General features: G+C 37.4%; 25 protein-coding genes. 13 read left to right on the top strand and 12 right to left on the bottom strand.

Annotated features, from left to right (window positions below; genetic code table 11):
* Positions 1 to 11 precede the first annotated feature (11 nt).
* The 4 genes from atpG to KSK37_RS01565 all read left to right on the top strand — a co-directional run bounded on the left by atpG (position 12) and on the right by KSK37_RS01565 (position 3,408).
* Complete coding sequence (gene atpG, locus KSK37_RS01550; RefSeq protein ID WP_088358218.1) at positions 12 to 869, top strand: ATP synthase F1 subunit gamma; 858 nt, start codon at positions 12 to 14, stop codon at positions 867 to 869.
* Between the two features lie 149 nt (positions 870 to 1,018).
* Positions 1,019 to 2,377 (top strand): hemolysin family protein, encoded by a 1,359-nt coding sequence (locus tag KSK37_RS01555; protein WP_088358217.1) that lies wholly within the window; start codon positions 1,019 to 1,021, stop codon positions 2,375 to 2,377.
* Positions 2,378 to 2,389: 12 nt separating this feature from the next.
* Entirely contained in the window at positions 2,390 to 2,707 is a 318-nt protein-coding gene (locus KSK37_RS01560) for an ATP-dependent Clp protease adaptor ClpS (RefSeq protein WP_088358216.1), read from the top strand.
* A 44-nt stretch (positions 2,708 to 2,751) separates the two neighbouring features.
* Entirely contained in the window at positions 2,752 to 3,408 is a 657-nt protein-coding gene (locus KSK37_RS01565) for a rhomboid family intramembrane serine protease (RefSeq protein WP_217199037.1), read from the top strand.
* Between the two features lie 231 nt (positions 3,409 to 3,639).
* Here the strand turns inward: KSK37_RS01565 and prmC are convergent, their stop codons facing one another.
* Positions 3,640 to 4,491 (bottom strand): peptide chain release factor N(5)-glutamine methyltransferase, encoded by an 852-nt coding sequence (prmC, locus tag KSK37_RS01570; protein ID WP_217199038.1) that lies wholly within the window; start codon positions 4,489 to 4,491, stop codon positions 3,640 to 3,642.
* Between the two features lie 167 nt (positions 4,492 to 4,658).
* Between prmC and KSK37_RS01575 the strand changes: the two genes are divergently transcribed.
* Genes KSK37_RS01575 through KSK37_RS01605 form a run of 7 tightly spaced genes read left to right on the top strand, consistent with a single transcriptional unit; the run spans position 4,659 to position 10,522 of the window.
* Entirely contained in the window at positions 4,659 to 5,195 is a 537-nt protein-coding gene (locus KSK37_RS01575; RefSeq protein ID WP_088358213.1) for a C40 family peptidase, read from the top strand.
* A 37-nt stretch (positions 5,196 to 5,232) separates the two neighbouring features.
* Positions 5,233 to 6,045, top strand: a complete 813-nt coding sequence (locus KSK37_RS01580; RefSeq protein ID WP_088358212.1) for a 2,3,4,5-tetrahydropyridine-2,6-dicarboxylate N-succinyltransferase — start codon at positions 5,233 to 5,235, stop codon at positions 6,043 to 6,045.
* An 18-nt stretch (positions 6,046 to 6,063) separates the two neighbouring features.
* Entirely contained in the window at positions 6,064 to 7,233 is a 1,170-nt protein-coding gene (locus KSK37_RS01585; RefSeq protein WP_217199040.1) for a glycosyltransferase family 87 protein, read from the top strand.
* A 13-nt stretch (positions 7,234 to 7,246) separates the two neighbouring features.
* Positions 7,247 to 8,176 carry a glycosyltransferase family 2 protein gene (locus KSK37_RS01590; protein WP_217199042.1) on the top strand — a complete coding sequence of 310 codons (930 nt, stop codon included), beginning with the start codon at positions 7,247 to 7,249 and terminating at the stop codon, positions 8,174 to 8,176.
* A gap of 2 nt (positions 8,177 to 8,178) precedes the next feature.
* Positions 8,179 to 8,952: a polysaccharide deacetylase family protein gene (locus tag KSK37_RS01595; protein ID WP_217199043.1), complete on the top strand. Its 774-nt coding sequence runs from the start codon at positions 8,179 to 8,181 to the stop codon at positions 8,950 to 8,952.
* The gene (locus tag KSK37_RS01600) at positions 8,952 to 10,052 is read left to right on the top strand and encodes a glycosyltransferase family 4 protein (protein ID WP_217199044.1); all 1,101 of its coding nucleotides are present in this window, start codon (positions 8,952 to 8,954) and stop codon (positions 10,050 to 10,052) included. Before KSK37_RS01595 ends, KSK37_RS01600 begins: the two co-directional genes overlap by 1 nt.
* Before the next feature lie 41 nt (positions 10,053 to 10,093).
* The gene (locus tag KSK37_RS01605) at positions 10,094 to 10,522 is read left to right on the top strand and encodes a hypothetical protein (protein ID WP_217199045.1); all 429 of its coding nucleotides are present in this window, start codon (positions 10,094 to 10,096) and stop codon (positions 10,520 to 10,522) included.
* Positions 10,523 to 10,549: 27 nt separating this feature from the next.
* On the opposite strand, the gene KSK37_RS01610 is transcribed toward KSK37_RS01605, so the two are convergent.
* From KSK37_RS01610 to thrS, 5 genes are all read right to left on the bottom strand, one after another.
* On the bottom strand, positions 10,550 to 11,725 hold the full coding sequence (locus KSK37_RS01610) for a M20/M25/M40 family metallo-hydrolase (protein ID WP_217199046.1): 1,176 nt from the start codon (positions 11,723 to 11,725) through the stop codon (positions 10,550 to 10,552).
* An 83-nt stretch (positions 11,726 to 11,808) separates the two neighbouring features.
* On the bottom strand, positions 11,809 to 12,153 hold the full coding sequence (rplT, locus tag KSK37_RS01615) for a 50S ribosomal protein L20 (protein WP_088358205.1): 345 nt from the start codon (positions 12,151 to 12,153) through the stop codon (positions 11,809 to 11,811).
* A gap of 120 nt (positions 12,154 to 12,273) precedes the next feature.
* The gene (gene rpmI / locus KSK37_RS01620) at positions 12,274 to 12,471 is read right to left on the bottom strand and encodes a 50S ribosomal protein L35 (RefSeq protein WP_088358204.1); all 198 of its coding nucleotides are present in this window, start codon (positions 12,469 to 12,471) and stop codon (positions 12,274 to 12,276) included.
* 81 nt (positions 12,472 to 12,552) lie between these two features.
* Positions 12,553 to 13,059 (bottom strand): translation initiation factor IF-3, encoded by a 507-nt coding sequence (gene infC, locus KSK37_RS01625; RefSeq protein ID WP_144069814.1) that lies wholly within the window; start codon positions 13,057 to 13,059, stop codon positions 12,553 to 12,555.
* Between the two features lie 80 nt (positions 13,060 to 13,139).
* The gene (gene thrS / locus KSK37_RS01630) at positions 13,140 to 15,059 is read right to left on the bottom strand and encodes a threonine--tRNA ligase (protein ID WP_217199048.1); all 1,920 of its coding nucleotides are present in this window, start codon (positions 15,057 to 15,059) and stop codon (positions 13,140 to 13,142) included.
* Between the two features lie 200 nt (positions 15,060 to 15,259).
* On the opposite strand from thrS, the gene KSK37_RS01635 reads away from it, so the two are divergent.
* Positions 15,260 to 16,510, top strand: a complete 1,251-nt coding sequence (locus KSK37_RS01635; RefSeq protein WP_217199050.1) for an NRAMP family divalent metal transporter — start codon at positions 15,260 to 15,262, stop codon at positions 16,508 to 16,510.
* A gap of 45 nt (positions 16,511 to 16,555) precedes the next feature.
* Here KSK37_RS01635 and KSK37_RS01640 read toward each other — a convergent pair whose 3' ends face one another.
* The 5 genes from KSK37_RS01640 to KSK37_RS01660 all read right to left on the bottom strand — a co-directional run bounded on the left by KSK37_RS01640 (position 16,556) and on the right by KSK37_RS01660 (position 19,731).
* On the bottom strand, positions 16,556 to 16,747 hold the full coding sequence (locus KSK37_RS01640) for a hypothetical protein (protein WP_217199051.1): 192 nt from the start codon (positions 16,745 to 16,747) through the stop codon (positions 16,556 to 16,558).
* A 10-nt stretch (positions 16,748 to 16,757) separates the two neighbouring features.
* Entirely contained in the window at positions 16,758 to 17,369 is a 612-nt protein-coding gene (locus KSK37_RS01645; RefSeq protein WP_217199053.1) for a DUF4230 domain-containing protein, read from the bottom strand.
* A 1-nt stretch (position 17,370) separates the two neighbouring features.
* Entirely contained in the window at positions 17,371 to 17,931 is a 561-nt protein-coding gene (locus KSK37_RS01650; protein WP_217199055.1) for a TlpA family protein disulfide reductase, read from the bottom strand.
* 40 nt (positions 17,932 to 17,971) lie between these two features.
* On the bottom strand, positions 17,972 to 18,439 hold the full coding sequence (locus KSK37_RS01655; protein ID WP_217199057.1) for a pyrophosphohydrolase domain-containing protein: 468 nt from the start codon (positions 18,437 to 18,439) through the stop codon (positions 17,972 to 17,974).
* Between the two features lie 152 nt (positions 18,440 to 18,591).
* Positions 18,592 to 19,731, bottom strand: a complete 1,140-nt coding sequence (locus tag KSK37_RS01660; RefSeq protein ID WP_217199059.1) for an acyl-CoA dehydrogenase family protein — start codon at positions 19,729 to 19,731, stop codon at positions 18,592 to 18,594.
* 178 nt (positions 19,732 to 19,909) lie between these two features.
* On the opposite strand from KSK37_RS01660, the gene KSK37_RS01665 reads away from it, so the two are divergent.
* A complete protein-coding gene (locus tag KSK37_RS01665; RefSeq protein ID WP_217199060.1) occupies positions 19,910 to 21,787 on the top strand; it encodes an endonuclease in 1,878 nt (625 codons plus the stop codon).
* Between the two features lie 77 nt (positions 21,788 to 21,864).
* Here the strand turns inward: KSK37_RS01665 and KSK37_RS01670 are convergent, their stop codons facing one another.
* Positions 21,865 to 23,259, bottom strand: a complete 1,395-nt coding sequence (locus KSK37_RS01670; protein WP_217199061.1) for a ComEA family DNA-binding protein — start codon at positions 23,257 to 23,259, stop codon at positions 21,865 to 21,867.
* Positions 23,260 to 23,355 lie beyond the last annotated feature (96 nt).

Below are 23,355 nucleotides of genomic sequence, written 5' to 3' on the forward strand. Positions count from 1 at the left end.
CAATCCATAGAATGGCAAACTTAAAGGAAATACGCGGAAGAATTACTTCAATCTCTTCTACAATGCAAATCACGAGTGCGATGAAAATGGTTTCGGCAGCGAAACTGAAGAAAGCAACCGATGCTATTGTTATGTTGAGACCTTACTCCGAAAAACTGCAGGAAATTATCGAAAACGTAAGTTCCACAACAGATCTTGAAGGTGTTTCAACTTTCACCGCAGAAAGAGAAGTGAAAAAAGTTCTTTATATTGTAGTTACTTCAAACAAAGGTCTTGCAGGAGCTTTCAACTCTTCGGTAATCAAAGAACTGAACAGCACTATTGGCAATACTCAACACGAAGTAGAAATCCTTTCTGTTGGTAAAAAAGTATATGATGCAGTAAGAAGAACCAGAAAAGTGTACGATAATCAAAGTGCAATTTTTGACGGGATGAGCTTTCAGGTTGTTTCCAACTTTATGGAGCACGTGATGAAAGATTATAAAGAAGAAAAATTCGATAAGGTTTTTGTGATTTATAATAAATTTATTAATGCAGCAACTCAGGAAGTACAGACTGAACAGGTTTTACCAATTGCAATGGCCGAAAAAGAAGGTGCTGCCAATACAGATTATCTTTTCGAACCGAACGCTGCTGAAATCCTTAATGTTTTAATTCCTAAATCGATCAAAACTCAGGTTTACAAAGCGATTCTTGATTCAATTGCATCAGAGCACGGAGCAAGAATGACGGCGATGCACAAAGCAACAGATAATGCTGAAGCATTGAGAAATGATCTGAAAATTTTCTACAACAAAGCGCGTCAGGCAGCAATTACCAATGAAATTCTGGAGATTGTATCCGGAGCGGAAGCACTGAAAAATTCTTAAGGAACAGTATTCAAATAGATAAAAGCACCGAATAATTTCGGTGCTTTTTTAATGATATCCAATGCAGCCAACTGTCACCGTTAGTGAAATGTGAAATTTTTAATTATTAAATTTTATATATCTTTGCATCAAATATTTTAAAAATTTAAATGGACTCAGACGTCGTCAAGCTTTTATTAGCGCTATTCTTAGTTGTACTCAATGGTTTTTTTGTAGCCGCAGAATTCTCTATCGTTAAAGTTCGTTACTCTCAAATACAGCTCAAAGCCGCCGAAGGTAATTCCATGGCGAAGCAGGCAGAGCACATCATCAAACATCTTGATGAATATCTTTCAGCAACACAGCTCGGTATCACACTCGCTTCTCTTGCCTTAGGGTGGGTCGGCGAAAGTGCGATGCATCATGTCATCGAAAATATTTTCCATTACTTCAGTGTAGCCATCGATCAGGCAACGATTACAACGATTTCTCTGGTTTTGAGTTTTCTTTTAATAACGGTAATGCATATCGTTTTCGGTGAATTAATTCCAAAATCAATCGCGATCCGTAAATCGGAATCAACGACCATGGCCATTGCAATGCCTTTAAGAGTATTTTATGTGGTTTTCAAACCTTTCATCTGGACGATGAATAAGATGTCGAACGGGGTATTGCGTTTGATGAAGATTCATCCTGCTTCCGAACACGAAATTCACTCCACAGAAGAGCTTCAGCTTTTGGTGAAACAGTCGGCTGATTCAGGAGAAATCGAGGAAGAAAATTACGAGATCATTAAAAATGCTTTTGATTTTACTGATCACTCTGCAAAGCAGATTATGGTGCCGAGGCAGAACATTTCGTCTATTGATATCGAAGATCCGGTGGAGGAAATCATTTCTAAAATTATGGACGGAGGTTACTCCAGAATACCGGTTTACAGCGGTTCCATTGACAATATTATCGGGATTTTTTATGCTAAGGAAATCATCCGTGAATACATCAAAAGAAAAGGTGAAATTGATCACGTAGTTTTAGAAGAACTCATGCGTGAAGCTTTTTTCGTTGTCGGAAGCAAAAAGATTTCCGACTTACTGAAAGTTTTCCAGCAGAAGAAGCAGCATTTAGCGGTTGTTATTGATGAGTTCGGAGGTACTGAAGGGATAATCACTCTGGAAGATATTCTTGAAGAACTCGTTGGGGAAATTCAGGATGAGGAAGATGATGAGGAAAAAATTGTAGACAAAGTAGGGGAAAATGTTTTCTGGGTTCAGGCGACGCAGCCACTAGACGAGATTAATGAACATTTGCCGAAGAAATTCCCGCTTTCAGAAGACGGGGAATACAATACACTTGCCGGATTTATTCTGCATGAACTGGAAGATATTCCGGAAGAAAATCAGGAATTTAAGATAAATGATTATCACGTAAAAATTCTGAAAATGCAGAATAAGAGTGTTGATCTTGTAGAGCTGGTTTATGAAGAACCGCGAATTGCTGATGATCTTTCAGAAGAAATCAATGAAATTTAAAATTAAGATTCCATGCTTTTTAATTCAATATATCCAACTTTCATAAAAGATTATGAAAAACCGGAGCGGGAATACGAAGAAGACGTTGCCCTGCTGGAAAAAGAAGACGAAGTTTACAAACTCGTTCTCTGGAATGACGATGTAAATACTTTCGATTACGTGATTGAATGTCTCATCGAAATTTGCGGACACACGCTGGAACAGGCCGAGCAGTGTACTATTTTAGTGCATTATAAAGGAAAATGTACCGTAAAAACTGGTAGCCTGGAAGTGCTGAAACCGATGCACGAAAAATTAATATCCCGAAGTTTAACTTCAGAAATTGTTTAAACTAAAGTTTCAGGTTTCTGAAACTTTTTATTTTATTAAAAAATATGAGCACAGTACTTATCATTATTATCGCAGCTACGGCAATCATCAGTTATTTTGGGTTCAACAACCAGGGTGTTTTCGAAAAGTACAAATTCAATGTGGGCGCAATTCTTAGAAATAAAGAATATGTGAGGCTGATTTCAGCAGGTTTTCTGCATGGTGATCTTATGCATTTGCTGTTTAACATGATGACGCTTTATTTCTTTGGGCCAATTGTTATTCAGGCTTTCGGAGATTTGGGCTTTTTAGTTATTTATTTTGGTTCCATTCTTCTTGGGAATCTGTTTTCACTGTATCTGTATAAAAACCAGTCGTGGTATTCGGCGATCGGCGCGAGTGGTGGAGTTTCAGGTATTTTGTTTGCGTCCATCGCCATGATTCCTGATTTGGGAATTTACTTTTTCTTCATTCCGATTCCAATTCCGGGATATATTTTCGGTCTTGTTTACTTCGGATATTCGGTTTACAGCATGCTGAATCCTCGCGAGCACGATAATATAGGACACGCGGCGCACATGGGAGGGGCGTTTTTCGGATTGGTATATGCCGTGGCGCTGCAACCTGCAAGAGCTGTTGAAAACGCGCAATTCCTGGGAATCATGGCGCTTCCATTAATTTATATGGCGTATATGGTTTTCGTAAAAAAGAGAATAGGATAATTTCTTAGGAGCAATAAAAGGGATATCTTCTTTTTAGAAAGTGATCCCGTTTTCCGTTACAATCTTTTAAAAAGTCGCGGCGGCGCAGCCGCCGCGACTTTTTAAAAGGATTTCCACTGCAACCGGGGCTAAAAACTTCTTACGTTTTTCTTTTCACAGGATTTACAACTCACTTTTCGGCGCTCGCTTCGCTCGCGCCTCACATAATTTTTTCGTACAATCGTAAAGATTCTATTTCTTCCCGAAAACAAACCGGTCATTCCCGGAAAGATCTTTCACCAGATGAACTTGGGATAAAACATCAGAAAAAAGACTTCTTGTTTCCTCACCAAGTTTCTGATTGATTTCCAGAAAAACCATTCCCTTTTCAGAAAGATGACTTTTGCAGTCTTCTGCAATTTTTTCATAGAAAATTAAGGCATTGGAAGTTGGTGAAAACAAAGCCATTTTGGGCTCAAATTCCTTTACAGAATCTGCAATTTCAGTTTCTTCCTCAATTCCGATATAGGGCGGATTGGAAATAATGATATCATAAACTTCATTCAGATTTGCATTTAAATAATCCTGATGAATTAAGTTGATTTCCGCATGATGAAAAACTGCATTTTTCTTCGCTGTTTCCAGCGCTTTTTCTGAATAATCAATCGCAGAAACGATCGCGTCAGGAAAATGTTTCTTCAATACCACGGGAATAATTCCGCTTCCGGTTCCAATATCCAGAATTTTGAAAACAGAATTATTCGGTTTCAGTTTCCTGATTTCTCTGATCGCAATTTCCAGAAGTTCTTCTGTTTCCGGTCTTGGAATCAGTACATTTTCATCCACGGAAAATTTCAGACCATAAAATTCGGTTTCACCTAATATCTGCTGAAAAGGTTTTCCGGTTTTCAGTTCAGCGATAATATTTTTAAAATTTTCGAGTTCATCATGTGTGAGATTCCGCTCTGAGGACCGTCTTTGCTGAAATTTATCCAAACCTAAAATTTGGCTGCAGAAAATAGAAAAAAGTTCGTTGTTTTCAGATTCAGAATAAATTGCAGAGAGTTCTTTCTGGAAGAATTGTTTGAGTTCGGAAACGGTCATGATATAAGTTCGTAATTGCGAATTTTAAATATAAATCCTTTTTTTTGAAATTGCTGAAAATTTCCGCTGAAACTTTAAAAAACATTTACCAACAAAGGAAAAATAAGCAAAACTGCCGTACATTGAAAATAAATTTACTAATTTTGAAAAATCGCTCTAATTAAAAAATGAAAAACGCAATATTTGCCTTACTTGCATTACTTTTTGTGGTGTCCTGTGGTACTTCAAAAACTGTTGTAAAGAGAAGTATTCCCACCAAAACCGTCGCCAAAACTCCTGATCTGAAAACGCTGGAATCCAATTTTTCTGGAAAGGTAAATGCGCAGATTCAGGAAGTGCTGAAAGATGCACAGAAATACCTCGGTGCTCCTTACAAATATGCCGGAAATACGTCTGCTGGCTTCGACTGCTCAGGTTTGGTTTCCAAAGTTTTTGACGAAAACAATACCAAACTTCCGCGTCGCTCAGAAGATCAGTCCAATACAGGAAAAGAAATTAATATCAGAGATGCAAAACCGGGTGATCTCGTGTTTTTTGCCACAGCCGGAGGAAGTAAGGTTTCACATGTGGGTATTGTTCACGATATCGGAAACAACGGCGAGGTGAAATTTATTCATGCCTCTACATCGAAAGGTGTTATTATTTCTTCTCTTAACGAAAGATATTGGAACAAAGCTTACCTTTTCGCAAGGAGAGTTTTGTAAATTTGCAGCAATTATCATTTATCAATAATCAAAATCAATTATGTTACAGCAAACCATCGAAAATATTTGGGACAACCGCGAACTTTTAAAAAATGAAGACAGCCAGAAAACGATCCGTGAAGTGATCCGTCAGTTGGATTTGGGAGAACTGCGCGTTGCGGAACCTACAGAAAACGGCTGGAAAGTGAATGAATGGGTGAAAAAAGCAGTCGTGATGTATTTCCCGATTCAGAAGATGGAAACCATTGAAGTGGGACCTTTTGAATTCCACGATAAAATGCCTTTGAAAAGAAATTATGCAGAAAAGGGAGTTAGGGTAGTGCCGCATGCTGTTGCCCGTGAAGGTGCTTTTATCGCTTCAGGAGTAATTTTAATGCCTTCTTACGTGAATATCGGAGCTTATGTAGATTCGGGTACAATGGTGGATACCTGGGCAACTGTAGGAAGTTGTGCGCAGATCGGAAAAGATGTTCACCTGAGTGGAGGAGTAGGTATTGGCGGGGTTTTAGAGCCGCTTCAGGCTGCACCTGTAATCATCGAAGATAACGTTTTTGTTGGGTCAAGATGTATCGTTGTGGAAGGTGTTCACGTGGAGAAAGAAGCAGTTTTGGGCGCGAATGTTGTGCTTACCGCTTCTACCAAAATCATCGACGTTACCGGACCTGAACCGGTTGAAATTAAGGGAAGAGTTCCGGCGCGTTCTGTGGTAATTCCCGGAAGTTATACCAAACAGTTCCCGGCAGGCGAATATCAGGTTCCTTGTGCCTTAATTATCGGACAGCGGAAAGAATCTACTGACAAAAAAACTTCTCTTAACGACGCGTTGAGGGAAAATAATGTAGCAGTTTAAACTTTAATACGACATCATTTGAAAGATAAATTCTTAAAGTTTATTGCAAATCCTCAATATATTTTTGGGATTTATCTTTTGATTTCTGTCGTGTCTGCTGTTCTCAAATATATCGGCGGACCGCTGAAGTATAACAATTACATGATTTTCAAAAATGTTTTTACCAATACTTTAGCACAGAAAAATATTTATCTTTATTATCCTGAAGTACATTTCGATTCCAATCATTACGGTGTTTTTTTCAGCGTTCTGATAGCACCCTTTGCACTATTGCCCGATTGGCTGGGAATCGTTTTATGGAATATTGCGAATACTTCCGTTTTTCTTTTTGCTATACATAAACTTCCATTTTCAAATGCTAAAAAGGCATTTTTTGCCTGGCTTTGCCTGCAGGAGTTTATCACCGCAGCGGTAAGTTTACAGTTTAATATCGCTTTAACAGGATTATTGATGCTTTCTGCAGTTTACGTGTATGAAAGGAAAGAAACAAAATCTGCGATCGCAATCCTTATCGGTTTTTTTGTGAAACTGTACGGAATTTCCGGACTTTCGGCCTTCTTTTTCATGAAGAATAAATGGCGGTTTATCCTCTCATTCGTAGGTTTCGGAATCTTATTTTTAATTTTACCGATGCTGCTTTCGAGACCGCAGTTTGGGATTCAGTCTTATGCTGATTGGTTTCAGTCACTTTCGGAAAAAAACCTTTCCAATCAGGTTTTGGGGAACCGTCAGGATTATTCGCTGATGGGAATCGTCCGGAGAGTTTTAGGCAATGCAGAAATTTCTAATCTGGTTTTTCTTGTTCCCGGAATTCTGGTTTTTGGTCTGCCTTATTTAAGAATTAAACAATACAAAAATCTCCCTTTTCAATTGATGATTTTGGCTTCCACGCTTTTATTCATCGTGCTTTTCAGTTCAGGTTCAGAATCCCCAACTTATATTATTGCTGTTGCCGGCGTGATGATTTGGTTCATTATGCAGAAAGAAAAATCAGCTTTAATTATCGGTCTTTTAATTTTCGTGATCATTCTTACCTGTTTTTCATTTTCAGATCTGTTCCCGAAATTCATCAAAGAAAATTACATCATGAAGTATTCTTTAAAAGCATTACCTTGCTGTATCGTTTGGTTCAGAGTGATTTATGAACTGATGACCAAAGATTTCGCAAAAGATTATAAATTAGATTAATTAAACAGCAGCAGTGAAGAAAATCTCCGTCGTTATTCCCGCTCACAATGAAGAAGGCAATATTTCCTTGATTTATCAAAGGCTAAAAGACGTTTTTTCTAAACTTGAAAATTACAGGTTCGAAATTATTTTTGTGAATGACGGAAGCCGCGATAATACGCAACAGGTAATTGAAGACCTTGCTCAAAATCACGAAGAAGTAAAATACATTGAATTTTCCCGCAATTTCGGCCACCAACCCGCTGTAAAAGCCGGAATGGACTGCTGCACAGGAAACGCAATGATTTCTATGGATGCCGATTTGCAGCATCCGCCCGAATTGATTCCTGAACTGATTAAAAAATGGGAAGAAGGTTTTGATATTGTTTTTACGATCAGAACTTATCCGAAGCAGATTTCAGCTTTCAAACGGAAAACTTCATCCATCTACTATAAATTTTTGACCAGAATTTCGGATGTGAACCTAAGCGAAGGAGGCGGCTCAGATTTCAGGCTTATGGACGCGTCAGTAGTTGATGTGGTCCGAAATATGAATGAAGCCGATATTTTTCTTCGTGGACTTTCAAACTGGATGGGGTTCAGAAGAACCGGCATTCATTTTACCGCCGGTGAAAGAGCGACCGGCGAAAGCAGCTACGACCTCAAAAAAATGATGCGTTTTGCCTTCACGGGAATTACGGCATTCAGTGTAAAACCGCTGTATCTGGCGGCTTATTTGGGTTTCATATTCTCTGCTATTGCGGCGCTGGGTTATGGCATTTATGTCGTTCATTCTTTCATTGCGGGGACCGAAATTTCAGGTTGGGCTTCTCTCATTATGACCGTTGTCTTTTTTGGCGGTGTTCAGCTTATTATCTTGGGAATTATGGGGATTTATCTCGGTAAAATTTTCAAGCAGGTAAAGGAAAGACCGAACTATATTATCCGTTCGAAAAATTTTTAATCATGGTTTTACTCAGTTTTGATATTGAAGAATTCGATATGCCGTTGGAATACAATGGGGAAATTGGTTTTGAAGAACAGCTTTCGATTTCAAGAAATGGACTGCAGAATATTTTGTCATTACTGAAAAAACATCAAGCCAAAGCGACTTTTTTTTCAACCGTAGTTTTTGCCGAAAATAATAAAGATTTAATTCAACAGTTACTTGCAGAAGGTCACGAACTCGCTTCTCACACCTGGTTCCATTCAAAATTTGAAATTGAGGATTTAAAAAAGTCAAGAGAAAGGCTAGCCGAACTTTTCAATACTGAAGTTACAGGCTTAAGAATGCCGAGAATGATGAAGGTGGACGAAAAGGAAGTTGAAAAAGCTGGTTATTTATATAATTCTTCAGTGAATCCTACTTTTCTTCCGGGAAGATATAATAATTTAAAAGTGTCCCGGACTTACTTTAAAGAAGGTTCAGTTTTACAGATTCCGGCGTCGGTTTCGCCCAATTTCAGGATTCCTTTATTTTGGCTGAGTTTTCATAATTTTCCTTTGGGTTTTTACAAGAAACTGGCGAAAGATGTTCTGGATAAAGATCAATATCTGAATGTCTATTTTCATCCGTGGGAATTTGCCGATATTAAAGATGAGAAGTTTAAGCTTCCGGGTTTTACAACCAAAAATACAGGAAAAGCAATGGTAGAAAGATTTGATGAGTTTTTAACTTACTTAAATAAGACGAATTATAATTTCGGAACATTTCAGGAATTTCAAAAAAGTATTCGGTAATGAAAATTGCATTTGACGGTAAACGTTTTTTCAATAACGGATCGGGGCTGGGAAATTATTCCCGGGATCTTGTTCGGATTTTGGCTGCTTATTTTCCGGAACACCAATATCTGCTTTTCAACAAAAATCTATCCGAAAGGGGAAAGGAAATTTTAAATCTTCCAAATGTTTCGTTCAGAGAAATATCGAAAGGAAACCTTTCAAGGCAGTTTAAGATGGGAAAAGACGCTCAAAATGCAGATGCTGATATTTTCCATGGACTTTCAGGCGAGCTTCCTTTAAAATGGACTAATAAACCCATCAAAAAAATCGTCACCATTCATGATTTGATTTTTCTTAGATTTCCGCAATACTACAGTTTTTTCGACCGCAAAATACATTTATGGAAATTCAGGAAAGCTGCAGAACAGGCAGATTTGATCATTGCCATTTCTGAGCAGACCAAACGTGATATCATCAAGTTCCTGAAAGTTCCTGTAAGCAAAATTCGCGTTGTTTACCAGGGTTGTCACCAGTCATTCAAGGAAATCCAGTCTCCGGAATTTTTAAATTCAGTAAAAGAAAAATTTAAGCTTCCGGAAAAATTTATCCTGAATGTTGGAACCATTGAAGAAAGGAAGAATCTTTTAAACATTGTGAAAGCCGTTAACGGAACAGAAATTCCGTTGGTTGTTATTGGAAAAAAGACCAAATATTTCAATAAAGTGGAGCGGTTTATCAAAAAGAATAAACTTCAGAGTCAGATCGTTTTCCTTGAAAATGTTTCGATGGAAGAGTTGGCTGCAATTTATAAACTTGCTGAAATTTTTGTATATCCGAGTTTTTTCGAAGGTTTTGGGATTCCTGTGATAGAAGCGCTTTTTTCCGGAACAGCCGTCATTACAAGCAATACAAGTTGTCTTCCTGAAGCAGGCGGAAAAGATTCGGTTTACATCGATCCTCATAATTGTGCTGACCTGAAATCCAAGATTGTTTTCCTCTGGAATAATGAAGCAGAACGCAAAAGGCGTGCAGAAAAAGGTTTAGAATATGTTCAGAAGTTTAAAGATAAAAATATTACGGATGAGCTTATGAGAATATATAATGAGGTTTTATGTTGACGGAAGATATTTTTAATTATCTTTAAGTTAAATACTACAAAATGAAAAACATTTTATTTTTGACTTTTTTATTTTTTTCTTCTTTACTTTTTTCGCAGGCTTCGGGAGAGGCAATTGCTGAAGGACATTATAAAAGACAGGTTTCAAATGCAGCATATGAAAAGGCATTAAATGAAATGCAAACCAGTGCTAAAAGGAGTGCAGACGAAAAATTAAAACAGCTTAATGAAAAATTTGAATTGAATTTCGCTCAGAACAAAAAATTTAAATCTAAACTGAGTTTGCTTCAGCAAAAAAAAATGAAGATTCAAAGTGAAATTATGGAGTCAAACTCGGAAACCGAAAAACACAAGTTGGACGAAAAAATTTCTACTTTTAATTTGGAAATTGAAAAATTAAATGAGAAAATAAAAGCCAATGAGAGTGAACTTGTAGTTCTTCAGGAATCTTATAATAAAATTATTAAATAACTATAATATTTAACCCTTTGGCTTTTGCTATTTTGAAATGACGATTTTCTTTGTCAATTTCTGGTCTTCAACAGTCATTGTTGCGAAATAAATTCCGCTGGAAAGTTTAGAAACATCAATTTTTTTTGAGTTTTCAGATCGAATGAGAAGTTTTCCTGACAGGTCAGTAATGCTGAATGAAAAGTCTTTTAAGTTCGTATTCAACATTTCAATATTTATTAAATCTGATACCGGGTTCGGATAAATCTGCAAAGACTGGAGCATCTTTTCTGGAGGACAATCGTTGATGGAAAGTCCATTAATTTCTGCAGTCGCGAAATGCTGGACTGCGCCTAACGCGGCTTTGGTGACATTGTAAACAAAGACAGGATCCATATTTACATAAGTATCGCTTGAAGAATGCGGTTTAGTACTTTCATTAAATTCATAAAAACCGGTAATTACTTCTCCGTTTGCCTGGAAAGGCATATAATCTGACCCGTAAGCATACGATAAATTGGTTTGTAACTGCGAATAAAGAGAAACACACGTCATCAGTTCTTGGGTAACTGCATTGGAGGCTGCATTGTTTGTGGCGGGATTATTATTGGTATCACGTTCACACGTGATCGTATTATTTACTTCTCCAGCAACACCTCCAACCTGATCAATATTAAAAATCACCTTAATATCCATTTTAGGATTGGTGGTATTTACAACGGTATTTACATAATTTTGACTTCCGCGAAGTCCCTGTTCCTCTCCTGTAAAATTGATGAATTTTATTGAATATTCTGTGGGTACGTCCTTTAGAATTCTGGCCATCTCGAGGATAACAGAAGTTCCGCTTCCGTTATCATTGACACCTGGTCCCACGATGGTATCGTAATGTCCACAGACAATCACAAATGTATTTGGGTATTTAGTGCCGGTTTTTGTCAGAATGAGATTCTTGGTTATCGTGGTGTTATAAGTGAAAACATTCTCTGAAATCTGAGCTTCGGTGTATCCAAATGTCAGATATTTATTTTTCAGCCAGGTGAATGTATTATTATTGTTTGCACTGCCCGTAGTTTTTACACCTAAATATGCAAACTCAGTAAGATAATTATTAATATTGCTTTGGGTAATTTGGTTGATTCTATTTTGATAGGCCTGTACAAAGGTTTGTGCAGGATAGTATAGTGAGACACAAAGCGCAGAAAGGATAAATGATTTTTTCATTATTTATAATGTAGGTCAAAACTAATAAAAAAATCCCATACAATTTTGCATGGGATTTATAATTGATAACAAAAATTTTACATTTATTTGATTTGATCAACAACTGCTTTGAAAGCTTCAGGGTGATTCATTGCTAAATCTGCTAAAACTTTTCTGTTCAGTTCGATGTTGTTGCTTTTAAGAGCACCCATAAATTGGGAATAAGACATTCCGTGTTCTCTTGCACCTGCGTTGATACGCGTAATCCAAAGGCTTCTGAAATTTCTTTTTTTCTCCTTTCTACCGCGGTAAGCATATTGCATTGCTTTTTGTACGGCGTTTTTAGCTACAGTCCAAACGTTTTTTCTTCTACCGAAAAAACCTTTAGCCTGCTTCATAACTTTTTTTCTGCGAGCTCTTGAAGCTACTGCATTTACTGATCTTGGCATAATCTAAATTGTTTTTTTGAAAAGGGCGGTAATTTATTTCATTACACTTTTTTGCTCCGTTTCAGGGTTAAAATTTCTGAATTTTTTTGAATTCTTATAAACCGATAAGATTTATAAAAACTACTTGATTGCTAATTGACGTAAAACGCTTTTTTCGTCCACAGTAGCAACGTAAGAAGTTTGCGTAAGATTTCTCTTTTGCTTCGTTTCTTTTTTCGTCAAGATGTGGCTTTTGAAAGCACCTTTTCTTTTAATCTTACCGGTACCGGTAAGTTTAAAACGCTTCTTAGCACCTGATTTAGTTTTTAATTTTGGCATTTTTGCTTAATTTTATCTATTTGTTATCAATATCTTTATGTTTTTAAATTTAAAATGATTTAAATCTAAAATCTGCAATTTCTACTTCGCCGGTTTCTTAGGACTCATCATCATGATCATCCTTTTACCTTCCAGTTTTGGCAGCTGATCAACTTTCCCAACGTGTTCCAGTTCCTGAGCCAATTTTAAAAGAAGGATTTCTCCCTGATCTTTAAAAATAATTGAGCGGCCTTTGAAGAAAACATAAGTTTTCAGTTTGGAACCTTCTTCAAGAAATTTTTCAGCATGTTTTTTCTTGAAATCATAATCATGATCATCCGTTTGAGGACCGAATCTGATTTCTTTTACAACAACTTTTACCTGTTTGGCTTTAAGTTCTTTCTGCTTTTTTTTCTGCTCGTAAAGGAATTTTTTATAATCCAGAATTCTGGAAATAAAAGGTTCAGCTTTATCTGAAATTACAACCAGATCCAGCTCCTGGTCTCTTGCAATCTCCAAAGCTTTTGCTAAGGGATACACTCCCGGCTCCACGTTATCACCGACCAAACGTACTTCCTTTGCACGGATCTTTTCATTGATCTGATGCAAATCTTCCTGTACGCGTCTCTGTGGACCTCTACCGCGGTAATTAAATTTCTGTGCTATGGTGTTATATTTTAAAGTTAATTTTAAATCTGAGCTTCTTTTTTGAAATAGGTAATGAAATCTTCAATACTCATTGTTCCTAAATCTCCCTCGCCTCTTCTTCGGACAGAGATGGTTTGGCTAAGTTCCTCACTTTCACCTACAACCAGCATGAATGGAAGCTTTTTCAATTCTGCGTCCCGGATTTTTTTACCCGTTTTCTCATTTCTGTCGTCAATTAAGCCGCAAATATCGTGATTTTCCAGCAATTGTGAAACTTTTTTTGCATAATCAACATATTTTTCGCTGATCGGCAAAATCGTAAACTGGTCCGGAGCCAGCCATAGAGGGAAATCACCCGCTGTATTTTCTAATAGTATAGCAACGAATCTTTCCATGGAGCCAAAAGGCGCTCTGTGAATCATCACCGGTCTGTGTTTTTCGTTGTCGCTTCCTGTATACCACAAATCGAATCTTTCCGGTAAATTATAATCAACCTGAATGGTACCAAGCTGCCAGCTTCTTCCCAGCGCATCTTTTACCATGAAATCGAGTTTTGGACCGTAAAAAGCGGCCTCACCGTATTCGACTTTGGTTTTCAGACCTTTCTTTTCTGCTGCCTGAATAATCGCGTCTTCCGCTTTTTTCCAGTTCTCGTCGGAACCGATGTATTTTTCTTTGTTATCCGGATCTCTTAAAGAAATCTGGGTGACAAAATCTTCAAAGCCTAAGGATTTGAATACATAAAGCGTTAAATCAATTACATTTTCAAATTCAGCCAAAAGCTGATCAGGAGTACAGAATAAATGCGCATCATCCTGGGTAAATCCTCTTACTCTTGTTAAGCCATGAAGCTCACCGGACTGTTCATATCTGTAAACTGTTCCGAATTCTGCAAAACGTTTCGGCAAATCTTTATAAGACCATTGCCCAACTTTATATATTTCGCAGTGATGAGGACAGTTCATTGGTTTCAGCATAAACTCTTCCCCCTCATTTGGTGTTTTGATCGGCTGAAAACTGTCGGCACCATATTTATCCCAGTGACCGGATGTTACATATAATTCTTTGGCACCGATATGTGGCGTCATTACGAATTCATAACCTGATTTTCGCTGAGCTTCTGAAAGAAAATTCTCCAGTTTTTTTCTTAAAGCGGTTCCTTTTGGTAGCCACAAAGGAAGACCTGCTCCCACTTTTTCAGAGAAAGCAAAAATTCCCAATTCTTTCCCCAGTTTTCGGTGATCGCGGCGTTTTGCTTCTTCAAGCCTTTCTAAATATTCGGTTAAATCCTTCTGTTTTGGGAAAGAAATACCATAAACTCTTGTGAGCTGTTTGTTTTTCTCGTCGCCCCTCCAGTATGCACCGGCCGCGTTCAAAATTTTAACCGCTTTTACAATTCCGGTTGAAGGGATGTGGCCTCCACGACACAAATCAGTGAAGTTATCGTGTGAACAGAAAGTAATTTCGCCATCATTTAGATTCGAAATTAATTCGGTTTTATACGGATTGTCTGCATATTCTTTCAACGCATCGGCTTTGGAAACAGGGTAGAGGCTGAAGGTTGCATCTTTCTTCGCGTTTTCCAGCATTTTCTTTTCGATTTTTTCAAAATCTTTTTCGGATAAACTTTCGTCCCCGAAATCTACGTCATAATAAAATCCCTGTTCAATAGCCGGGCCAATGGTAAGCTTTGCTTGTGGATAAAACTCCATGATTGCCTGCGCCAAAAGGTGGGCAGAGGAATGCCAGAAGGCTTTTTTTCCCAAATCATCATTCCACGTCAGAAGCTGTAGCGTAGAGTCTGTCGTTATGGGCGTGGTAATTTCAACCTGTGTTCCGTTTACAATTGCGGAAATGGTGTTTCTTGCCAAACCTTCACTAATTGATTTTGCTACTTCAAGCGGAGTTACCGCGCTTTCAAATTCTCTGATGCTTCCGTCGGGAAGAGTGACTTTTATCATGTTGAACTAAAAATTTAGTTGCAAAAATACGGATTTCCTGCGAAAATTAAAGTGTTTTTCACTTACTATTTTATGAATTTTGAATTGAATTCCAGAAAAGAATTTACCAATTATCTTTTATGTTTTTTTTAGTTTGTAAATTTACAAGTAGAATTAATAATTCTGTGATGAGTTGATAGTGAATAATTTATTGATCTTCGATGAGTGGAAAAAAGAAAACAGCGCTGAGGAAATTCTGGAAAATGATAGGTCCCGGTTTAGTAACGGGAGCCAGCGACGATGATCCTTCCGGAATTGCCACTTACTCGCAGGCCGGTGCCGCATTCGGGTTGGCTACGCTTTGGACCGCCATTGTAGCATTTCCGCTTATGGCCGCGATTCAGCAAATGTGTGCTAAAATTGGCCTGGTTACTTCTCACGGATTGACTGGCACTTTGAAAAAACATTATCCCAAGCCGATACTTTATATCATGCTTCTCTTCAGTTTTCCGGCGATAATAATGAATATAGGAGCCGATATCGCTGCGATGGGAGAAGTAGGTAATCTGTTGTTCCCGGCAATTGAGGCGTCTTTTTTCAGTGTTTTTTTTACGGTCCTCCTGATATTTTTAATCATTTATCTCCCTTACCGAAAAATTGCTTCAACGCTCAAATATTTGTGTATTGTAATGTTGGTTTATTTTGTAGTTCCTTTTCTTTATGAACAGGATTTAATCGAAATTTTAAAAGCTACTTTTATCCCCACAGTTAAATTCGATAAGGAATTTATTGCGATTTTAGTTGGAATTTTGGGCACTACTATTTCTCCTTACTTGTTTTTTTGGCAAACTTCGGTAGAAGTCGAAGAAACGAGAAGCAAGAAAAAACAGTTGGTTATTAATAAAAAAATCATCTATGAAATGAAGACTGATGTTGATTTCGGGATGACTTTTTCTGCGTTGGTAATGTATTTTATTATTTTAACAACTGGGACAGTACTTTATAACAGCAACATCCATCAGATTGATACGGTGGAAGAAGCAGCAATGGCGCTGAAGCCTCTGGCAGGAAACCTCGCTTATCTGCTTTTTGCGATAGGAGTGATAAGCACGGGTCTTATTGCAATACCGGTTTTAGGAGGTTCTCTTTCTTACATTTTTGCTGAAACATTTGGGTGGGAAGAAGGGTTGGATAAGAAATTTCATGAGGCAAAAGGTTTTTATCTCATTATTGCTGTTTCTCTATTGTTGGGACTGTCTTTGAATTATGTGGGAATTTCGCCGATTAAGGCTTTAATTTACACCGCAATTCTCTACGGAATCACCGCGCCGGTTTTAATTGGGATTATTCTGCACATTTCGAACAATAAAAAAATTATGGGAGATTATGTAAACGGAATTTGGATGAATATTCTGGGTTTTGCGGCATTGATTATTATGCTGATTACCTCAGTTCTGTTGTTTTTTATATGACAGATTATAAACAGACAATCACAATAAAGTAAAACAGCGAAAAAATTAATTTTCGCTGTTTTTTTCTGTATTGTCGGTTTTGCCGTCTTTGTGAAGAGTTGAACTTTCTCTGATTTGCTTTTTTACCGTTTTTTCTGAATTTATCTTTTCTGAAGCCGCAGGTATGTTTGCAAAATCCTGATTTTCTTTTTTAGTGTCTGATGCTTTTGTTTTGCTCAGAGATTTGTCATTTTCCATAACAGATTTTTTAAAGTTTCGAAATATCGATCTGACCGGTTTGGTCTTCGATCTTATAATTCAAAGCCTTTGCCAAAACGAAAATACTGTTGAGATTTTCTAAAAGCTGTTTTCTTCCTTCGGCACGTAAACGCTGCTGATTGACAGTTTTGTAAGCATTATCTTTTGCGGATTTAGTTACTTTCTGAAGGTCCTTCTGATTAAAGCGGTCCAAGAAAGAATCATCCATCGACTGAATTTCTACGCTCGGCGTTATTTTAATATCCGCGTTTGGAAGTTCTTTAATAATCAGTTTTTTATTGGCGGAATCTACTTCCAGTTTCATTTTATTTAAGTCGTAGGAAACCTGTGCATTCGTTTTGGTAAAAGTAATCAGTTCTTTTTCCATGTTGGGAAGCATGCCTCCAAGAAGCTGCGAAGTGATTTTAGTTTTCTGCATGCTCGAAAAATCCTGTTCCATCACTACCATTTTGTTCATTTTTCTGATCTGGTTGGTGATAATATAGAAATCGTTCTGAACTTTATCTTCCGTCTTTTTAGTAAGTGCATTCCAGAGTAAAAACACGAACAGCATTGCTATTGCTCCGAGAATGAACGGTAATATTCTTTTGTCTGTTTTCAATTTATTTAAATAAATCTGTGATTGCGGCATTATCTTTTTTCAAAATTTCGAGTAAGTCTCTTTCCAGATATCCTGTCGAAGGACTTTCGATAATTCTACCAATTTCTTTGCCATACTTCTGAACAATAATTGTAGGCACTTTCTGGATATTGTAAACACTTTCCTCACCGCCTGGAGATTCTCTTTTGCGGTTTACTGCAATCAGCGTAAGTTTTTGATCGGGAAAATTCACGGTTTCCAAAATTTTCATCAGACGCGGAACTTCCCGGTGACTGTCTTCGCACCACGTTCCCAAAACCACTGTAATCGCATAAGAACTCAGTTTTTCTTTTTTCAGTTCAGCTACCGCCTTCTGATCGATGGCATATTCGTCATGTTCCTTTACATACCAGTCGCTGTAAGGAGATTGCAGAAGCTGATATTTTTTCTGGGTTCCGAGAAGCATCTTTCCGTCGCTGGTTGTTTCTACTTCACGGTTTAGGACTACTTTCTGTGCGTTACAGGACTGAAGGGTCATCAAAAAAACTGTGGCAACCAATATCGTTTGGGTAAATTTTTTCATCTTAATTAAATATAGATTAAAGTATTGGGATAAGATAGGTTTAAACCTCTAAAATAGATTTTAAATCCGCTGGAGAATAATATTTGTTTTTGAGAACTTTGTAATCAGATTTTCGGTGAACATTGATTTTGTTTCCTGAAATTTCTGAAAATGCATCTTCTCCTTTTTCCTGATAAAAAGCAATAGTTTCATCAGCTTCTTCCTGATTTGCACACGCTTTTGACATGTTGGAACGCTGAACTTCATTAAATAATTCTACAAATTTCTCACCCAAACCGAACTCTAAAACAGCGCCGCTCAAAACATACTGCAAATCGCATAAAGCATCCGCGATTTCTACAATATTATTGTCTGCAATGGCTTCTTTCAGCTCATTCAGTTCTTCCTGAAGCAGGGAAACTCTGAGTTCGCATCTTTCTTTGGAAGGAATTTGCGGAGTGTCCAATATAGGAGCGTTAAAAGTTTTGTGAAATTCTGCAACCTGATTCAGTGAATCTATTTTATCCATTAATTTTTAATTTGAACAAATATAGAAAATCAAAACAGATTTGAAAACTAAAGGCGTTTCGAAAATACTTAAAAGAAATAGAAAATTCCGGAATATTATAGAAAAAAAACACCGAATGGTTCGGTGTTTTAAATTGTTGAATTCAATTAATTTTATTTAGAGATCAGCCTTCCGATCACCAGTTTCTGTATTTCTGAAGTTCCTTCTCCAATGGTACACAGTTTAGAATCCCGGTAATATTTTTCTGCCGGAAAATCTTTCGTATAACCGTAGCCGCCAAAAATCTGTACGCCGTTATTGGCAATTCTGACACATGCTTCAGACGCAAAAAGTTTTGCCATTGCTCCTTCTTTGGTCATTGGTTTTTTAGCGTTTTTCAAAGTGGAAGCGCGTTGGATCAATAATTCTGCAGCATCAATTTCCGTTGCCATATCGGCAAGCATGAAATTAATTGCCTGAAATTCGTTAATGGCTTTTCCAAACTGTTTTCTTTCCAATGAATATTTCAAAGCGGCCTTGTAAGCGCCTCTCGCGATTCCTAAACTTAGAGCAGCGATAGAAATTCTTCCGCCGTCCAGAATTTTCATCGCCTGTTTAAAGCCTGATCCCACTTCGCCCAAACGGTGAGAATCCGGAACTTTTACGTTGTCGAAAATTAATTCAGCAGTTTCCGAAGCTCTCATTCCAAGCTTGTTTTCTTTTTTACCGGAAGAGAATCCGGGCATTCCTTTTTCCAGAACAAATGCTGTGGAATTATTTTTAGCTCCAATTTCTCCCGTTCTGGTCATTACAACGGCAATATCTCCGGAAATTGCGTGAGTGATAAAGTTTTTCGCTCCGTTCAGAATCCATCCGTCGCCATCTTTTACGGCAGTGGTGCTCATTCCTCCTGAATCTGAACCTGTGTTGTGCTCGGTCAAGCCCCAAGCGCCGATTACCTGTCCCGAAGCAAGTTTTGGAAGCCATTTATGTCTTTGTTCTTCGTTTCCGAATTCATAAATATGATTGGTACAAAGCGAATTATGTGCAGCGAGTGAAAGACCGATTGAAGGGTCAACCTGGGAAATTTCATCCAGAATCGTTACATACTCATGATAACCTAAACCTGATCCGCCATATTCTTCAGGAATTACGATTCCCATAAAGCCCATTTCGCCCAACTGATGGAATAATTCAACCGGAAATATCTGGCTTTCGTCCCAGTCCATAATATGGGGACGGATATTTTTTTCTGCAAAATCTTTGGCAGTTTCTGCAATCATATTAATGTTGTCTAAAGTCTCACTGTTCATATATATTATTTGTTTCCAAAGATAATTAAAATGGTGATGCATGAAAATATTTTCTTATTAAAAATGTTAATTAACCGATGCCGTGTTAAAGAAATCGCTGTGTTAGAATCAAAAATTAATTTTATTTTCATTTTCGGCGTCAGTTTATTGTTTAATTTAGCAATCCAAAAATTTAGCAATGAAGAGAATTTTATTTTTGTCTTTTTTAATTCCTTTTGTAGGATTTTCTCAAGCTCCGGCAGGATATTACAACGGAACTTCCGCACTTACAGGTTATGCTCTGAAATCAAAACTTCATGATATTATTTCTGAAAAAAACATCAACTGGCATTACGGAGATTTAACGGCGTTTTACAACCAAACGGATTTGGACAGATATTACGACCATGATGCAAGTAACAATACTATTCTGTTAGATATTTATTCCGAAATTCCTGCGGGACCGGATGCTTATGAATATACCACAGCAAACCTAATAGGTTCGGCTGCGACTGAAGGACTCGGTTGGAACAGAGAGCACATGATGCCGCAAAGCAGTTTCAACAGTAATTATCCGATGTATTCTGATCTGTTTTACGTGGTTCCCACTGATGCGAGAATCAATCAGCTGAGAAGTAATTACCCTTATGGAATGGTGAAAACCACAACGACACCATTTTATACTTTTACCAACGGATCCAGAATTAACAGCAATGCTACGGCAGGATCCGGGTATACAGGAAGGGTTTATGAACCCATCGATGAATTTAAAGGGGATGTTGCACGAAGTCTTCTTTATTTTGCAGTGAGATATGAAGGAAAGCTGAACTCTTTTAATTTCTACAACGGTACTTCGGCTGCCAATGATACAAGTCCTTTGGACGGTACAGAGGAAAAGGCTTTTGAAAACTGGTATGTGGCAATGCTGCTGCAGTGGCATAACCAGGATCCGGTTTCACAAAGAGAAATTGACCGAAACAACGCGGTGTATGCGATCCAGAAAAACAGAAATCCTTTCATCGATCATCCGGAATGGGTGAATGCAATCTGGTCTCAAACTCCTGATGTAATGGCTCCGCAGGCTCCGTCAAATTTGAGCGTGCAGCAGAACAGTGCTTATTTTGTGACTTTAAACTGGTCTCCTTCCCCTGATGCTGACGTAATCGGGTATAAAATTTATCAGAATGGTATCTTAATCGACAATACCAAAAATACAACTATCAGTATCGATCACTTAATGCCAGCTACACCTTATAATTTTACTGTAAGAGCTTATGACAATGGTTATCTGGAATCTCCGGAGAGTAATCTGGTCTCCACAACAACATTAGCTTCCGACATTTACGCAAAAGATTTGCTTATTACGAAATATCTGGAAGGTACTTCCAATAACAAAGCAATCGAAATTACCAATAAAACAGGACATCCGGTGAACCTGAATAAGTATAGGCTCAGCATACAGTTTTACAGCGGTACAAACTATTATTTCCCGGCACCTTATGAACTGGAAGGTATCGTACAGAATAATGCAACCTTTGTGGTTCTGAATCCCAATGCTAATTTTTCATGCATCAATAATGATCAGGCCCGATTTGTAACAGCAGCTCCGCAACTTACATTTTCCGGAAGTCAGTATGTAGAATTGCGTTACGCCTCTGCTACCGTTGATGCTGTGGGGATTAAAAATGCAGGTAATACGGCAGTTTTAGGAGATGTTTCGCTTTACAGGTTAAGTTCTGTGAACCAGCCATCCACTGCTTTTAGCCTTTCCGAATGGGAAAGTTACCCGACTGATTATTGCGAAAATCTTGGAGTCTTGGCAACATCTGATGTCAATAATTATTCGGAAAGTGGCTGGTCAGTTTATCCTAATCCGGTGGTTGGAAATGACCTGTATATAAAAGGAAAACAGCTTGAAAAAGTTCAGAAAGTTTCTGTTTTTGATGTTTCCGGTAAATTAATTAAACAGGAATCCATGCCTTTTAAAAACAAAAATTCTGTTAACGTTCAAAATCTGAAACAGGGAATTTACATTTTGAAACTCGACGATCAGTCTGTGAAGTTTATCAAAAAATAAATCTTTCGAATTGCATTTAAAATCTCCCCAAACTTATTTTTGAGGAGATTTTTTTGATTTAAGAATACGTCTGAAAACTATTTCAAATACAATTTCATTCGTGCTTCATATTCGGGTTTTACTTTAATGAATTTCCAGATTTTCTTTTCATCGGGATAGGAAATTCGGTAATAAATAATTTTGTCAGCGGAGTACTTAAAGTATGGATGATTTTTCAGCCATTCTTCAGGAGCGTCAACCAAAGTGTATTTAGCTACTTTCGAATCATCAAGTTTAGCCGTAATCACAAGTTCCTGAGCTAATTCCTTATCAATGTCGTAAGTGTCCACAATCTGCTGTTTGCTGACGAAACCTCCAAGTTTTTTTCGGTAACCCAGCATCATTCCTGCACTTTTTTCATCAAAGCCGAATTCCAAAAGCTGTTTGTAAGTGATTTGGTTTAAATCAATTTTAGAAAAATCGGTTTTGATTTCCGTAGTATTTTCGTTTTTCGAAACTGAAGAATAGGAGGAAGTAATTTTGGGTTGAGAATTTGCCTTGAAGTTCTCCGGATTTAAAACAATAAAAGGTTTCATTTCCTCAAATTTTTCTTCAGAAATCACAAAGCATCTTTCAATATCTTCCAATGTTTTAAAACTTCCCTTCAGATTCCGGTCCCGGTAATTGATAATGACCTGTGCCTGTTTTTCAGAAAACCCAAATTTTTTCCAGCCTTCCAAATCTGTGCTGTTCGGATCAAAATTCTGGTAATTTATTTTCGCTTTTTCCGGTGCATTTGTTCTGAAATTGGTTTTTCCTGAAAAATTTTCGGGAGTTTTTTGTGGAAGCAAAAGGTAAGGCTCCATTTTCCGGTAATTTTCTTCGCTGATGATAAAACAGTCTTTGAATTTTTCTTTGCTGACGAAACTTCCGCCAAGATAATTTTTATATTTCAGAATTGAATTTGCCTGATTTTCGGTAAAACCCATTTTCTCGAAATCTGCTGCGGTGAAATGATCCGGATTAAATTTCCCCGGAATTCTCAGTTCTTTTTTCTGATAACCTTTATAGTTGTTATATGCGACAAATCTTTTGCCGTTTGAGTTTACAGAGTAATTTGAAGATTTTTCCGGAAGTAAAATATAAGGTTCCAGCTCAGAAAACTTTACCTCGGAAATTGCATAACATTTTTTAAGCTGTTCTTTTGAACTGAATTCACCACCTACAATATTTTTATATTTCAAAATGGTGGCAACCTGTCTTTCCGAGAATCCAAGGTTTTTCCATTCGTTCTCGCTTAAACTGTTCGGGTTGAATTCCTTCAGCGGGATTTTCTCTTCCGTTACATATTCAACATGACTTGCCGTTTCTGGCATGTCTGTATCTTCACTTTTTGCATTAAAATAGAAAAGACCGCATAAAAGAATTGCCCCTGAAGTTGCAAAACCGAAAAAATAATTTTTTGCGGCGGAAAATTGTATAGGTGATCGCATAGTTATTATTTTATGCAAACATAAAATGAATAACCGATTTATTTTAAGGTGAAAAAACCTTTTTAATATGAGGAAAACACCCTTTTAGTAGGGTGA

The organism is Kaistella soli (assembly GCF_019038595.1).
Classification (GTDB): domain Bacteria; phylum Bacteroidota; class Bacteroidia; order Flavobacteriales; family Weeksellaceae; genus Kaistella; species Kaistella soli.